Here is a 16,097-nt window from a genome sequence, read left to right as displayed (position 1 = left end):
TATTTTTTATCTTAAATTAGCTATTATGTTTATAATTAATTATTTGTTTTCATTAAAAATTAATTTTATTGCTGTTTTAATAGAATGATAAAAGCAACAAAACAAGAAAAAGACATAGCTCTTGAAATATTACATAGTGCTTTCTTTAATGTACTTATTCCAAATTCAATTAACTTCACGATAAAAAATGACTATAAGAGGCATGAAAGATTAATGGCTCTAATGGATTATCAATTTAAAATGTCAATGAAATATGGAGAAGTTTTTATTAGTGATGATAAAAATGGCTGTGTATTATATATCGATAAAATATACCCCAGTCTATATAAGGTTAGTTGGGAAATTAAACTTCTTTTTAAATGTATAGGCATTGAGAATACTTATAAAACCCTGAAAAGGGAAAATCTTTTAAAAAAGTATCATCCTAAAGAACCTTTTAAGCATTTATGGTTAATGGGAGTTCGACCCAAATTTCAAGGCAAAGGGATCGGAAGCAAATTAATCAATGAAACCCTTAAAAGATATAAAGGAGATTTAATTTATGTGGAAACAACTATTCCCCAAAATATAAAATTTTATAAAAATTTAGGATTTACCGTTTTCCATGAAACACATGAGCTCAATTATCCTCTTTATTTCCTCAAATTAAGAAATCAAATATAATTTTTTCATTATACTTTCCAGTTCAAGAATACTAACTAATTATATAATTATTTAAAAATTATTCTAAGCTGCAAAATTTAAAAACCTATATTTTTTATGTTTTTAATAAAGATAATACTGAAGGAAAAAATTAATTTATTTTTTCAACGATCTAACGACAACGAAGCAGACAAAAAGTATTTTTAAAGGACTAACTAAATACAATTACAAAGAAGCTATCAAAGTAATAGCCGGACCCTTAGACTATACCTATCAAATAACAAAGTTTATTTATATTGAAAGTAATGAAGCTTATATTCAATTATTAGATAATGTGGAATGGATGGTTTTAATCCATGCATCATTGGATTTTATAATACAGCTTTATTCATAAGGTCAAAATGGAAAGAGAGACATAGATATCACTATACTCACAATTTTAGAAATATTAACTTCCTTAGATTTTTACTAAAACCCAACAATAAACTTATTAATAAAAATAAAATTCAAATAAAATAAAATTTATCTTAAATTAGTCTCTTATATTATTCTTATCATTTATAAAATTTGATTTATGAAAAAAGCAGTAAGTGAAAATTATACTAAAATTAACCACATACTAACAAAAGCTTTTGTAAATAATAAGTCTGTAAATTTTGTTATAAAACAAAAAAATGAAAAATATATTTCAAGGTTGATGGATTATTCTCTATATATGGGTAAAAAATTTGGGGATATATTTTTAAATGAAAAAGAAACCGCCTGTGCAATACTCATAGATCATAAAAAAAAGAAAACTACATTAAGAACCCTTATACGAGATATTAAATTTGCCTGTTGTGTGAGTGGATTAAAAAATGCCTATAAAGTAGTGAAAAAAGAAAAGATTACTCATAAAACACTGCCTAAAAGCATTAATTTTATTCAACTATGGTTTCTGGGGGTTGATGTTTTACAGCAGGGAAAAGGGAAAGGTACTGATTTTCTACAAGAGCTTATAGAATATTATAAAGGAAAAAAAGAAGCTATTGTATTAGAGACATCAACAGTAAAAAATATTCAATTTTATGAAAAAAATGGGTTTGAAATATATTGTGTGAATAAAGAAGATTTTGGATTTGATTTTTATTTTTTTATATATAGATATTAATAATGTTCGGAACAGAAATTCAATTTAATACATTCATTTATATATGTATCGCCTTTATTAATTCATTTCCTGTATTATTTAATGAAAATACAAGAAATATCATATAAAATTTTTGATACTATCAGTATGTATCCTATTAAATAATTTATCATCGGGACTTCTGCCCGATAATAATTTGAAAATAAATACCCTTTCCCGGAATATATGAGCATATGTTGTAGGATTAAGTACAACAATATATTATTTATATTATATATACACTGAATATGATATTAAAGTCATTGAATTTATAAATATCTATTTTATACTAATAGTTTCAAGTCTTAGTTTAATACTTCTTTTTATATTTTCCTATACTATTTAAATACTCTTGTTTTATCCGGTAAAATATTTTTGATAATTCCACTAATTATTATTACAATAATTTTCTTCAATACCATTCATCAGGAATTAAAAAAATAGCAGAAGTAAAAATATCTGATAAAACCATACATGAATTAACAACAAAATAAAAAAAGACTGGAAGTCTCTTAATTATAGCTCAACTTTTTATTATTGCTATTTTTGATAGATGAGCGTTAATTAAGGCTTTTGAAATACAAGAAGCAGCTCACCTATTAGTATTGATAGCACCTATCAGGTTATTCTTCATATCACAACTATTATAGATAAAATTCTAAAAACACTCATTTTACATTCACAAAATATCCTGTATTATTTTTTGATTATGGTCAAAATATAGTACAATAAATCAATTGAAAAAAACAGAAATAAGAAGATTACACCTACTCTAAATTAGGTTCGTTTGAAGATGTTGTAGCTTTTAAATATGATATAATAATTAGAAATGGATAGAAATTAAAAAATGATTAATTTGGAAACTGATTATATTAAATTATTTCGAGGGATATATGGGAAATATTAAAAATAAAAAACCGCTAATCTTTTGAATTTCAAAATGATTAACGGTCTTTGAGTACCCCAGACGGGACTTGAACCCGTACAGCCTAATGGCCACAGGATTTTAAGTCCTGCGTGTCTACCAATTCCACCACCGGGGCATTAGTATTTTTAGTATTTTAATTATCAAACCTGAGCGAAAAACGGGACTCGAACCCGCGACCCCGACCTTGGCAAGGTCGTGCTCTACCAGCTGAGCTATTTTCGCGCTTCAATTAACGTCTTTCTTGTAAATTGGTTTGCAAATATAGAATTGATTTTTCTTATCTGCAAACTTTTTTTTCATTTTTTAAACTATTTTTACTCTCAAATTATTTATACCATTAGTACTCAATCTATTAAAAAATTACTAATTTAGTAATGCTAAGGCTAAAAAGGTTTCAAAACTTCTATTTATATCTGATTTATGCATCTTCAACTTAAAAAAAAGAATAGAATTTTTATTAATTGTTTATATTTGTCGAAAAGTTATTCAAAATTTAAAAGTGAAAGCAAGAAAGGAATTTATAGCGGGTATAATAGTAATTGTAACTTTATTAGCCTTTTGGTGGTTGTTTAAATTTTTAAAAGCGCAAAACGTTTTTACAAATCAAAACACCTATTATGTAAAATATAATAAAGTAGAAGGCTTATCTAAATCCAAAAATGTAAATATAAACGGCTTAAAAGTCGGAATGGTGGAATCAATAATTCCTGTACCTACCAAAACAAAAAATATAAGCTTTATTGTAGCAATAAATGTTGATAAAGATTATCAATTTTCTAAAAATTCTGTAGCTCAAATAGTTACCAGCTTTATGAACGGTGCAGAAATTAACTTGGTTCTGGCTGAAGATCAAGCAGAAATAGCAAAAACAGGAGATACTTTGAAAGGGAGTTTATTGCCGGGCCTAATGGATTTAGCCGAAGAAAAGATAAAACCAATTAGTGATAATGCCAATAAAGTTTTATTAAGACTGGATTCTACTCTAGCTTCTACTAATAAACTTCTTAATGAAAAAAATCGACAAAATATAGAATCTTCTTTAGCAAATTTAAATCAAGCTATAGCAGAATTCAATAAATTAGGTAAAGGGGCTAACCAATTGCTGGCTAATAATTCTTCAAAAATTAATTTAGCTATTGATAATGCCAATAAAATGATAGTTACAACCAATACTACGGTTGAAAAATATGGAATGATGGCTGATAAGATCAATAAAGCAGATTTAGATCTTGCCGTTAAAAAATTAGAATCTACATTAAATAATCTTAACGAAATATCCGGTAAAATAAATTCGGGAGAAGGCTCAATGGGCAAACTAATGAATGATCCCGGTTTATATACTAACTTAACTCAAGCTTCTAAAAATTTAAGTGTTTTATTGGATGATTTAAAAACCAATCCAAAAAGATATGTTCACTTTTCAATTTTCGGAGGTGGCGGAAAAAAGAGTAAACAAGAAGGAACAGCCAAATAATATAGTATGTTATAAGGGTTGAATATCCACTAATACACTATTTATGGATTACATACAGAGCATCATATTCTTACTTCTTGCATTTGCAGGAATTGGATTGTTTGTTCGTAATATCCTTAAAATAAAAAGAAATATATTATTAGGTAAAGCAGAAAACCGTTCGGATAATCCCTCCAAAAGATGGAAATTAGTTTTACGTATTGCCGTTGGGCAAGGGAAAATGTTAGCCCGTCCGGTTGCCGGAATTTTGCATCTTGTTGTATATATAGGATTTGTCATCATAAATATAGAATTAATTGAAATATTTGTTGATGGTATATGGGGAACCCATCGGTATTTCGGAAAAATTCTCCCCTCTCCTCTTTATAATTTGACAACCGGAACGGTAGATATTCTATCATTTTCTGTTTTAATTGCGGTAACCCTATTTTTTATACGAAGAAACATACTCAAAGTTCCAAGGCTTAATTCTAAAGATTTGCTGGGTTGGCCGCATATGGACGGAAATCTAATTTTGATTATTGAGTTCTTAATGATGCTTTCTTTGCTCATTATGAATGCTGCCGATTTTACTCTTCAAAAAAAAGGTATTTTATATTCATGCGGATTTTTTCCTGTAAGCAATTGCATTTTTAATAACGTATTTTCGACTTTTTCAGTTGAAAGTTTGTATATAATGCAAAAATCAGCCTGGTGGTTTCATTACATCGGGGTTCTCTTTTTTTTAAATTACTTATATTTTTCCAAACACTTACATATCCTATTTGCTTTTCCAAATACTTATTTTGCTAACCTTCACAATCAAGGTCAACTTAATGATTTGGACACTGTAACTAAAGAAGTAAAATTATTATTAAATCCCAATGCTGATCCTTATCAAGCATCAACGGAAGAATCAGTACCTGAAAAATTCGGTGTCAGTGACGCTACTGATTTATCTTGGATCCAATTATTGAATGCATATACCTGCACTGAGTGTGGAAGGTGTACATCTAGTTGTCCGGCAAACTTAACCGGAAAAAAATTATCTCCAAGAAAAATCATGATGGATGTTCGTGATCGTATCGAGGAAATCGGTAGAAATATTGACAAAAACGGGAATTTTTTAGATGACGGCAAACAACTTTTAGGTAACTATATTACTCCTGAAGAGATTTGGGCTTGTACAACTTGTAATGCTTGTGTGGAGGCTTGTCCATTATTGATAAACCCTCTTTCCATACTAATTGATTTGCGCAGATATTTAGTAATGGAGAAAACTGCTGCACCTAGCGAATTAAATTCTATGATGAGCAATATTGAAAATAATAATGCCCCTTGGCAATTCAGTCAAAATGATAGAGCCAATTGGACTAAAGAATAATTTTAATTTATTTTTGTAAATAAACATAAAATATGGATCGACCTATTAAAACCATGGCAGAATTTAAGGCAGAAGGAAAATCCCCTGAAATACTTTTTTGGGTGGGATGTGCCGGAAGTTTTGATGATCGAGCCAAAAAAATAACAAAATCATTTGCTTCTTTACTTCAAAAGGCCAATATTGAATTTGCTATTTTAGGGCAGGAAGAAGGTTGTACCGGAGATCCGGCCAAAAGAGCCGGAAATGAATTTCTATTTCAAATGCAGGCCTTGATGAATATTGAAGTTTTAAATTCATATGAAATAAAAAAAATTGTTACCGCTTGTCCTCATTGTTTTAATACTCTAAAAAATGAATATCCTCAATTAGGAGGAACATATGAAGTTTTACATCATACACAGTTTTTAGTTTCTCTTTTAAATGAAGGAAGAATAAAAGTTAAGGGAGGAATTTATAAAGGAAAAAAGATAACTTTCCATGATCCCTGTTATTTGGGAAGAGCTAATGATGTGTATGAAGCTCCTCGTGAATTGTTGGCCCAATTGGAAGTTAATTTGTTAGAGATGAAAAGATGTAAACAAAACGGTTTATGTTGCGGTGCGGGTGGAGCACAAATGTTTAAAGAACCAGAACCCGGTATCAAAGATATCAATGTTGAGCGAACAGAAGAGGCATTACAACTTAATCCCGATATAATAGCAACGGGATGTCCTTTCTGCAGTACGATGCTCACAGACGGTCTTCAATCAAAAAATAAAAACTCTCAAATCTATGTTAAAGATTTAGCAGAGTTGTTGAATGAAAATTTAAGCTAATCTTATCCACCTCTCCTACTTATAAATCTTTTTTTATTATAACTGTATCTTATTCAGTTAAATATATCATAATCTGTCTTAAATATTTATTTTTTATTTTGAAATATTATTAGTTTATTTGCTTTAAAATAAAATATTTATTCCATTAATTACTATTTATATTATATAACAAATTTGAAAAAAACTATTATATTGTATTAAAATTATAGTTCTTGAATAGTAATCTTTAGTAGATCAATTTCTTTAAATTTATCATAAATCATTTAAAAATTAATTACGTAGACCAAGCCAATAAAAACCACCTCATGAGAAAAACTAACCGAAAAATATATTTTGTTATCCTATATTTATTTACAGCGATAGGTATATATGCTCAAAATATTAATGAAAAGAATAACATACACGAAGATTCCCTATTATCCAAAGAAAAAAAAGATTCGCTTAAGATTCAAGAACTTAAAATGCAAGTTCAGGAATTAAAATTAAGCCAAATTGCCCTTCTGAATGAAAAGAAAAATATGGGAAAAACCGATTCCCTAAAAAAAGCATTACAAAAAAAACAAATTGATTCATTACGGGCGATCACCAAAGGGTATCCTGTTGTAATCGATAATGACACTTTATTCAATTTATATGCTCGGAGAGGCGGCGTTATGCCCGCAGACCGGGCAAGTAAGGTAAAGGAAGTGATAATAGCAGAAGGAAAAAAACTAAAGCTTAAGCCCGATTCCATATACATGTTTGAAACCGAATACGTTACAGATATCATGTCCGGAGACAAGGTTATAATTACTTTATCGGATCAAGATGGTTTATGGCAAAATACCACTCGTCAAGATCTTGCCAAAAAATATACAGCAATTATTTCCAAAAAAATATCTGAATTACACTCCAAATATGGTCTTCAACAAAAAATTAAGTCATTTTTAATTTTATTTTTAGTCATTATTGCTCAAATAATTGCCATATATTTTACCCAAAAATTATTTATTAAAATTAAAAGTCGCCTCAAGAAAATAATTAATGAGAAATTCAAAGCGAATAAATTTCTTACGAATGATCGACAGGAAGTTTTATTGGTTTCTATAACAAAAGTTACCAAATATTCATTTATCATTGTCCAATTAATTATATCTATTTTTATCATATTTTCGATTTTCCCTGAAACAGAAAAATATGTATATCACATGTTTACTTTTATGGGAAATCTTGCTAAAGATATGGGAAATACCATTATACATTATATTCCCAATTTAGTTAAGATAATTTTTATATATATAATTTTCAAATACATAATAAAAATATTAAAGTATTTTTCAGGAGAAATAGCTGAAGAAAGAATTAAAATCAAAGGCTTCTATCCAGATTGGGCGCATTCAACGTTCAACATACTTCGATTTTTACTTTATTCTTTTATGTTTATTATGATTTGGCCTTTACTTCCTAATTCTAATTCTCCTGCCTTTCAAGGGATTTCCGTATTTATCGGTCTTATTATATCGTTAGGATCTACTACCGTAATAGGAAACTTAATGTCCGGATTGGTTATTACTTATATGCGTGCATTTAAAATCGGAGATCAGATTAAGCTGAATGATACGATTGGTAATGTAGTAGAAAAAACACCTTTTGTAACGAGAGTTAGAACTTCAAAAAATGAATTGATTACTATTCCTAATTCCTTTATTCTTTCTTCTCAAACAGTTAATTATAGCGCTTCGGCAAGAAATTACGGGATTATAATATATTCAGATATTACGGTAGGTTATGATATTCCCCGCAAACAAGTGGAAGATTTACTTATTGAAGCGGCTACTAATGCAGAAGGAGTGTTAAAAAATCCTGCTCCATTTGTATTGGTGAAAGAATTGGAAGATTTCTATTGCTGTTATCAGATTAACGCTTATACGGATCGGGATTTGGCTATGCCTAAAGTTTATTCAAATCTTCATAAAAATATTATGGATCGTTTTCATGAAGAAGGAATTGAAATTTTATCGCCTCATTTTTATGCAGAACGCGATGGTAATGAAATTGTAATGCCCTCCCAATACAAACACCAATCCAATGATTGAACTGACACAACACAATAAAAAAGGCCTTAAAAAGGCCTTTTCTTCTTTTATATTTATAGTTTAAACTGGGAATCGTCTAATTTAGGATTTATTTTATAGCTGGTTATCGTTTGAACCGCTGTTTGACCAGGTACTTTGGTTTTTATTTTGGTGGAGAACTTATATCCTTCAAAATCTTTGTAATCTGAATATTCTTTTGATACAACTTCATTTTCTTTTACAGTTTCTTCTTTTACTTTAAATCCCGTATTTACATCGAAATAAAGAATAGTTTTAATGGTTCCTTCTGTAACCGTGATTTTATATACTTCTTTACCGTCTAAATTTTTCTTACCGTCTAACACCGCATTATCTTTGGTAATATACAATTCTGAAAAAATCCCTTTCTTAACTTTCATTTCATTTAATTCATCTTTTTCACCGGTTGCAGGTAAATTTGAAAATAATTTTTTCCCGTCAAAACCTTTAATAATGGTTTGACCCATGATTGATATTTTAGATACAAATTTATTAGGTGCTTTGTATTTAATTTCTAAATCAGCAGGTTCCGGCAACTGAGCAAATGTTATTTTGCCCTCAGAAATCAAAGTGGTTATTTGTTGTAATTTTTCTTTACTACCGGCCACAGCAACGTAATAATGATTTAAAACGGATTCTAACGTTGGTTCTTTTTCAATCTCTTCGGATAAAACTGTACAATGGGTACCGGTTACTACATTTGCTTTCGCTATAAAAGAAATAACCAGTAATAAGGTAAGTATTTTTCTTTTCATTTTATTTAATTATTTAAAAAATTAATATGTATTATTAAAAATTGATAATTTAGAGTTACTAATAAAACAACTATTGAATTCGACCGGTATATTCAACTGTTTTCTTATTCATAATTTCTTTTCAGAATTATTCTTAAATAATGATCCTATTTCCAAATATTCAGAACATTTAGAGACTTAAGCTTCTATATATTATCTTTCCCTTTGTGCTATTACTTCCTTTAAAATATTTAATACCCCATCTTCATCATTGGAATCTGTTTTAAATTTGGAAATTTTTTGTAATTTAGGATGTGCATTTTTCATTGCGTAACTAAAATAGCTTTCCTGCATCATTCCTATATCATTTAAAAAATCTCCAAAAGCCATAGTTTCTGCTTTAGATATGTTTAATATTTCTTGAACTTCTTTTAAAGCAAATCCTTTATCGGCATTTTTAACGGAAATATCCAGCCAAAATTTACCTGATACAACTACTTGGTAATTTTCGCTAAGGTGTTTCACATAAGGCAAAATATTTTCTTCCGAACCTACACTGTTGTATATCGCCATTTTGACTATCTGATCATCAATAGGCTCCTGAAAGCTCGAAATAATTTTCCTTTTAGGATAATAGGGAGCTATTTGTTTTTCAAATTCCGAAAATCCTTCTTCAATATATGCACTTTTTATACCACATAAAAGCATTTGAGTATCGGGTAAGGGACGTATCAGTTGGGCTACTTCATGGATAACATTTTGATCCAATTCATGGATAAATAACTGCTTTCCTCTATGTACTACGTTTCCTCCATTTTCAGCAATAAAATATATTTCATTCTTAATTTTTTCAAAAACCCCTAAGAGACTTTCATACTGTCTTCCACTTGCTACGACAAATTTTATATCCAACTTTTTCAGTTTTTCATATATTGTAAAGAACTCTTGATTGAGTGTATAATCTGAATGAAGCAGTGTTCCATCCATATCTGTAACTACCAGTTTTAGCTTACTATAGTCCATATATTATTTTAGTTAGCTTTTAAATTATGTTTTATTGTTAATCCGTTTATAAAATCTGAAATTCCCATTCTTTTCTTTCCTTCTAATTGAACTTCAGTTAAAAAATAGAATCCATCGGCGGCTGCAATTTTAAATGTTTTTTTGCCTTCAATACATACAGTTCCAATATCTAGAATATGTTTTTCAATTTTATAATGCCCCTTATAAATTTTTAATATTTTAGAATCTCCATTTATCGACAAATGGGTAAAAGCAGCAGGATAAGGACTTAAACCTCTTATTAAATTGTGTATATTTTCTAAAGGTGCATCCCAATGTATTTGACAATCTTCTTTAAATAATTTAGGAGCATATTTATACTCAACCCCCTCTTTTAAAATTTGTTTTTGAGGTTTTAATGTTCCTTCTGAAAGGCCTTCAAGAGTTTTAACTACTAATTGTTTTCCTAAATTTTTTAGTTTATCATGTAAAATTCCGGCGTCATCGGAATCATCAATTTCAGTCTTAGCTTGCAACAAAATTTCACCGGTATCAATTTTATCATCAATAAAAAATGTGGTAACCCCCGATTCTTTATCTCCATTGATAATAGCAAAGTTAATAGGTGAAGCTCCTCTGTATTGAGGCAATAAGGATGCATGTAAATTAAAAGTTCCTAATTTTGGAATAGACCAAACTTCTTTAGGTAATAAACGAAAAGCTACAATAACGATTACATCCGGATTTAATTGTTGAAGCTGATTTATAAATTCGGGATCTTTCATTTTTGCGGGTTGGAACAAAGTCAAATCTTGACTTACTGCATATTTTTTAACGGCTGATTCAGCCATTTTTTGTCCTCTTCCTGCCGGTTTATCAGGAGTAGTTACTACTCCCACTACTTCATATCCGGATTTTATTATTTCTTCTAAAGGAGCTACAGCAAACTCCGGAGTTCCCATGTAGACTATTCTTAGAGCTTTTCTTGTCATGTAAAATTCGCGTATAAATTTTGTATAATACAAAGGTAAACATTGTATTTTTTGTATTATACATTTATCACTTTTTTATATTTATACATTTTACATTTTTGTTCTGAAAAAAATCATTATATTTGCAGTTCAAAAAAACGAAAATTTTATGTATGCAATTGTAGAGATAGCAGGGCTTCAATACAAAGTTGAGCAAGACCAAAAATTGTTCGTAAACCGTTTAAAAGCAAATATAGACGACGAAGTAACTTTTGACAAAGTATTGCTTACCGATAACGGTTCTGTAACAGTTGGCGCCCCGGTTATTAATGGAGTGACAGTAGTCGCTAAAGTTTTAGATCAAGTAAAAGGAGACAAAGTAATTGTTTTCAAAAAGAAAAGAAGAAAAGGTTACAAAGTAAAAAACGGTCACAGACAACAATTTACTCAAATTCAAATTGTTTCCATTGGTGGTGCAGAAGCTCCTAAAAAGGCTGCAAAAAAAGCAGCTCCTAAAAAAGAAAAAGAAGCTGAAGTTAAAGAAGTAAAAGCAGAAGATTAATTTAAAAGTAATTAAAGCATGGCACACAAGAAAGGAGTTGGTAGCTCCAAAAACGGTAGAGAATCACATTCCAAAAGATTAGGAGTAAAGATTTTCGGTGGTCAAGACGCCAAAGCAGGTAACATCTTAGTGAGACAAAGAGGAACAACTCATCACCCAGGTGATAATGTTGGAATGGGAAAAGACCATACTTTGTTTGCTCTTACAGATGGTGTAGTAGTTTTTAGAAAAAAACAAAATAATCGTTCTTATGTTTCAATACAACCTAGTACTGAAGCTCAAGCTTAAAATTTAATACGATTATATTAAAAATATGAAAATCCGGTAGTAACTATCGGATTTTTTTTATTTATTAATTTTTAAATAAAAATCAACATTACCGGTTTAACTTTAAAATCAATAACAACTAAAAACTATGAAAACATACCCTTAGGATTGAATTTTAATTAGTTATCTATGTACTATGATTTTTTTAAAATAATCTAATGGAGACATTATGAATTTAACAATTTTAAATGTTGCCAGATATAAACAAGTAATGACAATTATAGCTGTAACACCTAAATTTAAGAGTAAGTTTGGGTTAAAATTCAATAGAGGAAATAATTCAACATATAAAAAATTTATAATAATGTGATGCATCAAGTAAATTTCCAAAGTTTTAGAACCATATTTACCCAGGGTATCCGGTATTACATTTATAATTCCAATTGAAACCGTTATTGCTAAAACATACGCTAAAATCCTATATAAGAATCCTTCATATCGGGTACTATAATTTTTTATGTAAGGATCTTCCCCGAATAAAGAAATCAAAAATTCTTTATTTACAATGAAGTAAATACTAATAAATACTACAACCAAAAATAATATTGCATATAATTTATTGATATTCCTTATCCTTACAATACTGACTTCCTTACAAAAAGCACCAAGTAAAAAATAAGGAAAAAAGGTAAGTATTCTAAACATGAATATTTCGGTATCTAAGAATCCTACGCCCAAAGGGAATAAAAAAGAGATTAATAAAAAAGAAACTTTTGAAACCTTATCTTTTGCAATTAAAAATAAAAAACGCCATACTAATAATCCAATGATATACCATCCTTTGGGTTTCATAAAAAAAATTATCCAATTTTTAAATCCTGTAAAAATTATAGGAAATGAATAAATAAATTGGAATATGGTAAAAGTAATTATTAATGATATAAAAGATTTTTTATATTTTTCCCAAGTAATATTTTTTGAAAAATAACCGGATATAAAAATAAATAACGGCATATGAAAGGTATAAATAAAACCAAAGATCGTATCCACTATATGCCCGCTATTATATTGCAAGGTATGTCCATAAACCATTAAGAATATTAATACGAATTTTAAAGAATCAAAGAGCTTATTTCTTTTCATAAGAACTATATTTTATTTCCAAAGAATGTTATTATCTTTCATGTAATCATAGCAGCAGTATTTAGTATTAGTAGTAGTTTTATTTATTATTATAATTTAAAAATTTTTTCGGCATTTTCAGAAGTTATAGCCCCTATTTTTTCAGGCAACATCTCATAGATATCTGAAAGTTTATCGGCAATAATTTTTAAATAGGATGATTCATTTCTTTTGCCACGAAAAGGAGAAGGCGCCAAATATGGAGAATCTGTTTCCAAAACAATCTTTTCAATAGGAATTTCTTTTAAAAACTGATCTATTTTTCCATTTTTAAAAGTAACAACTCCTCCGATTCCCAAATAAAAGCCTAAATCTATAAACTCTTTTGCCTGTTCTAAGTTACCCGTAAAACAATGAATTATGCCATACAAGTTTGCATCTTTTTCTTTTCTTATGATTTCCAATACTTCATTAAAAGCTTCTCTAACATGAATAACGATCGGAAGTTTATATTGTTTAGCTAATTGAATTTGTTTTACAAAAGCATACTTTTGAATTTCCAAAGTTGAAGTATCCCAAAATAAATCCAATCCTATTTCTCCAACAGCCGCAAATTTTTCCTCGGAAAGTTTATTTTCAATAAATGCTAACTCCTTTTCGTATGAATCTAATTTTACATCGCAAGGATGAAGCCCCATCATTAAAAACATGTTTTCAGGATATTTATTTTTAAGCTCTTCCATCTTAGGATAATAAGATGAATTTATGGAAGGTAAGTAAAAACGTTGTACTCCATGATCCAGGGCTCTTTGAATCACTTCTTCTCTATCGTGATCAAACTGTTCAGAATATAAATGGGTATGACTATCTATCAATAGCATTGTTTAATTTGGGTATTTTTTAATTTATCTTAATAAGAATCATTCATTTTTTTTCTTAATTCCTGATATTCTTCTTTAAAAGCACCCGGTGGTAAAAGAGGCTCTAAATTCTGAATATTTTTTACGATGCTATATAAAAATTTTTTATAGGCTATCGTGTGAGTATTTTGAATTTTGTGTTGTAAAGAAGTGTTTACTTTTTTCACCATTTGCATGGTTGAAAATTCATCAGGTGAAATATGGGCATTTTTAAATTTCTCCCATATATATTTTATGGCTACATCATTTGGATGTATTAAATCTTCTTTATAAAAACGATAATCCCGTAAATCATCCATCATAAATTCATACGATGGGAAATATTCACAATTATCGTATGATTCGACCACCGAATGGATGGCACATAAAAGCTTGGATTTACTTATATTATTTTCAACCATACCATCTTTAATATGTCTTACCGGACTTAATGTAAAAAAAATCTTCATGTTTTTCTTTCCCATATCCGTCAACATTTCAATGATGTTTTTCAAAGAAGTTTTTATTTGATGTTCTGCCAATAATAATTTAGAAAAATGTGTATTCGGAATTTTATGACAATTAGCTACTATTATATCAAATTGATTTAATTTGTATACAAATGAAGTTCCTAAAGTAATTATAACCATATCGGTCTCTTGAAGAAACTTATTAGCTAAATTTATATTCTTATTGATATGAGATAATACCCTATCTTTTGATATATCATTAAAAGAAGAATGATGATCCCAACTTAAATATAATTCTTCATATTTGAAAAGTTCTGATGATTGATATTCTTCCTGAGAATAAATTCTCATGATTGCATTTTCAACAGCTAAAGGATGGAATATAACACCAAAAGGATTATGAAATACTGAAAACTTATACTGAGATAATTTATTGGAAATTTCGGTAGCGAAACAGGAACCTATAGTAAATATTTTACTTTTGTAATCAAGTTTAATTGAATTTGGATTATATGGTAATTCTGTTCTAAATATCATCTTTATTAACTTTCCCTAACTAATAAATAATCGATCAGTTTATAAAAAGACTGTTTTTTGGTAGCATCTGCTTTAACTTTATCTAAATAGTTTTTTGCTTGATCTGAATAGGTTTTAATTAATTCTAAACATGAATCTCCTACATTCAAATCATTAAAAATAGCTAAAACTTCGTTTACTTTGTCTATATTTTCTCCTGTAATAGTATACCAACCATTTAATTTTTGCCTCTGTTCTTCATTTGCTTTTTGTCGAGCTAAGATGTATAAGATCGTTTTCTTATTTTCAACAATATCTCCTGCATGTTTTTTCCCTACAGATTTTTGATTTCCAAATACATCCAAATAATCATCCATTATTTGAAAAGCAATTCCCAACGATTTGCCAAATTCATACATATTTTTTGAGTCCTCTTCATCTGCTTCTGCTAATAATGCGCCCATTTGAAAAGCACAAGCACACAATACAGCCGTTTTTCCGGTAATCATGTTAATGTATTCTTCATATGACACATCCGATTGTTTTTCAAAATTCATATCATACTGCTGTCCTTCACAAACTTCTAAAGCAGTTTGAGAAAACAAATGAAAACATTTTTTAAATAATTGAGGTTCCAAGTCCTCTAACATTTGAAAAGACTTAACCATCAACGCATCACCCGATAGAATTGCAACATTTTCATCATATTTAACATGAACGGTTTCTTTGCCTCTGCGCAAAGTGGCTTTATCCATAATATCGTCATGCATCAAAGAGAAATTGTGAAAATACTCTATCCCTAAAGCAGGTTTTACGGCTCTTTCAATATTTCCTTTAAATAGATCACACGACATTAATAAAAATATAGGACGTAATTGTTTTCCGCCTATTGATAAAATATAATTGATGGGGTCATAAAGTTGATGGGGAGGATTTGTTAATTTATGTTTACTTATAGCATCTCTAATAATTAATCTATATTTATCTAAAAAAGGCATTTTTTCGTATTTTCCTATATATATTGTTACAAAGATAAGGTTTTGTAAAATATTCTTCCTACCCTTGTGAATA

At 28.9% G+C, this 16,097-nt stretch carries 15 protein-coding genes and 2 tRNA genes; 8 read left to right on the top strand and 9 right to left on the bottom strand.

What is annotated here, in order from left to right; genetic code table 11:
• The first annotated feature begins 84 nt into the window (after positions 1–84).
• The gene (locus G8C43_RS08445; RefSeq protein WP_166005421.1) at positions 85–663 is read left to right on the top strand and encodes a GNAT family N-acetyltransferase; all 579 of its coding nucleotides are present in this window, start codon (positions 85–87) and stop codon (positions 661–663) included.
• Between the two features lie 553 nt (positions 664–1,216).
• Positions 1,217–1,792 (top strand): GNAT family N-acetyltransferase, encoded by a 576-nt coding sequence (locus G8C43_RS08440; RefSeq protein ID WP_166005419.1) that lies wholly within the window; start codon positions 1,217–1,219, stop codon positions 1,790–1,792.
• 977 nt (positions 1,793–2,769) lie between these two features.
• Here the strand turns inward: G8C43_RS08440 and G8C43_RS08435 are convergent.
• Together G8C43_RS08435 and G8C43_RS08430 are read right to left on the bottom strand one after the other, a co-directional pair.
• Positions 2,770–2,853 (bottom strand) — tRNA-Leu (locus tag G8C43_RS08435).
• Between the two features lie 34 nt (positions 2,854–2,887).
• Positions 2,888–2,960 (bottom strand) — tRNA-Gly (locus G8C43_RS08430).
• 277 nt (positions 2,961–3,237) lie between these two features.
• On the opposite strand from G8C43_RS08430, the gene G8C43_RS08425 reads away from it, so the two are divergent.
• From G8C43_RS08425 to G8C43_RS08410, 4 genes are all read left to right on the top strand, one after another.
• Positions 3,238–4,212, top strand: coding sequence for an MlaD family protein (locus G8C43_RS08425; RefSeq protein ID WP_166005417.1), 975 nt, complete (start codon positions 3,238–3,240; stop codon positions 4,210–4,212).
• Positions 4,213–4,255: 43 nt separating this feature from the next.
• A complete protein-coding gene (locus tag G8C43_RS08420; RefSeq protein WP_166005415.1) occupies positions 4,256–5,575 on the top strand; it encodes a (Fe-S)-binding protein in 1,320 nt (439 codons plus the stop codon).
• Between the two features lie 32 nt (positions 5,576–5,607).
• Positions 5,608–6,390 carry a (Fe-S)-binding protein gene (locus tag G8C43_RS08415; RefSeq protein WP_166005412.1) on the top strand — a complete coding sequence of 261 codons (783 nt, stop codon included), beginning with the start codon at positions 5,608–5,610 and terminating at the stop codon, positions 6,388–6,390.
• 305 nt (positions 6,391–6,695) lie between these two features.
• Complete coding sequence (locus tag G8C43_RS08410; protein ID WP_166005410.1) at positions 6,696–8,465, top strand: mechanosensitive ion channel family protein; 1,770 nt, start codon at positions 6,696–6,698, stop codon at positions 8,463–8,465.
• Between the two features lie 53 nt (positions 8,466–8,518).
• Here the strand turns inward: G8C43_RS08410 and G8C43_RS08405 are convergent, their stop codons facing one another.
• The 3 genes from G8C43_RS08405 to fmt all read right to left on the bottom strand — a co-directional run bounded on the left by G8C43_RS08405 (position 8,519) and on the right by fmt (position 11,211).
• Positions 8,519–9,238, bottom strand: a complete 720-nt coding sequence (locus tag G8C43_RS08405) for a hypothetical protein (RefSeq protein ID WP_166005408.1) — start codon at positions 9,236–9,238, stop codon at positions 8,519–8,521.
• Positions 9,239–9,430: 192 nt separating this feature from the next.
• Positions 9,431–10,240 carry an HAD family hydrolase gene (locus G8C43_RS08400; protein WP_166005406.1) on the bottom strand — a complete coding sequence of 270 codons (810 nt, stop codon included), beginning with the start codon at positions 10,238–10,240 and terminating at the stop codon, positions 9,431–9,433.
• An 8-nt stretch (positions 10,241–10,248) separates the two neighbouring features.
• The gene (fmt, locus tag G8C43_RS08395) at positions 10,249–11,211 is read right to left on the bottom strand and encodes a methionyl-tRNA formyltransferase (RefSeq protein WP_166005404.1); all 963 of its coding nucleotides are present in this window, start codon (positions 11,209–11,211) and stop codon (positions 10,249–10,251) included.
• Between the two features lie 148 nt (positions 11,212–11,359).
• Between fmt and rplU the strand changes: the two genes are divergently transcribed.
• Complete coding sequence (rplU, locus tag G8C43_RS08390; protein ID WP_105297179.1) at positions 11,360–11,752, top strand: 50S ribosomal protein L21; 393 nt, start codon at positions 11,360–11,362, stop codon at positions 11,750–11,752.
• 18 nt (positions 11,753–11,770) lie between these two features.
• A complete protein-coding gene (rpmA, locus tag G8C43_RS08385) occupies positions 11,771–12,040 on the top strand; it encodes a 50S ribosomal protein L27 (protein WP_160542760.1) in 270 nt (89 codons plus the stop codon).
• Positions 12,041–12,202: 162 nt separating this feature from the next.
• On the opposite strand, the gene G8C43_RS08380 is transcribed toward rpmA, so the two are convergent.
• The 4 genes from G8C43_RS08380 to G8C43_RS08365 all read right to left on the bottom strand — a co-directional run bounded on the left by G8C43_RS08380 (position 12,203) and on the right by G8C43_RS08365 (position 16,024).
• Entirely contained in the window at positions 12,203–13,162 is a 960-nt protein-coding gene (locus G8C43_RS08380) for an acyltransferase family protein (protein WP_166005402.1), read from the bottom strand.
• An 89-nt stretch (positions 13,163–13,251) separates the two neighbouring features.
• On the bottom strand, positions 13,252–14,022 hold the full coding sequence (locus G8C43_RS08375; RefSeq protein WP_166005400.1) for a TatD family hydrolase: 771 nt from the start codon (positions 14,020–14,022) through the stop codon (positions 13,252–13,254).
• Between the two features lie 29 nt (positions 14,023–14,051).
• Positions 14,052–15,047, bottom strand: a complete 996-nt coding sequence (locus G8C43_RS08370; protein ID WP_166005398.1) for a GSCFA domain-containing protein — start codon at positions 15,045–15,047, stop codon at positions 14,052–14,054.
• Positions 15,048–15,052: 5 nt separating this feature from the next.
• Positions 15,053–16,024, bottom strand: coding sequence for a polyprenyl synthetase family protein (locus G8C43_RS08365; protein WP_166005396.1), 972 nt, complete (start codon positions 16,022–16,024; stop codon positions 15,053–15,055).
• Positions 16,025–16,097 lie beyond the last annotated feature (73 nt).

The sequence above is a fragment of the Apibacter sp. B2966 genome, assembly GCF_011082485.1.
Taxonomy (GTDB): domain Bacteria; phylum Bacteroidota; class Bacteroidia; order Flavobacteriales; family Weeksellaceae; genus Apibacter.
The sequence above is the reverse complement of the archived record's forward strand: the minus strand, read 5'-3'. Positions and strand labels throughout refer to the sequence as shown.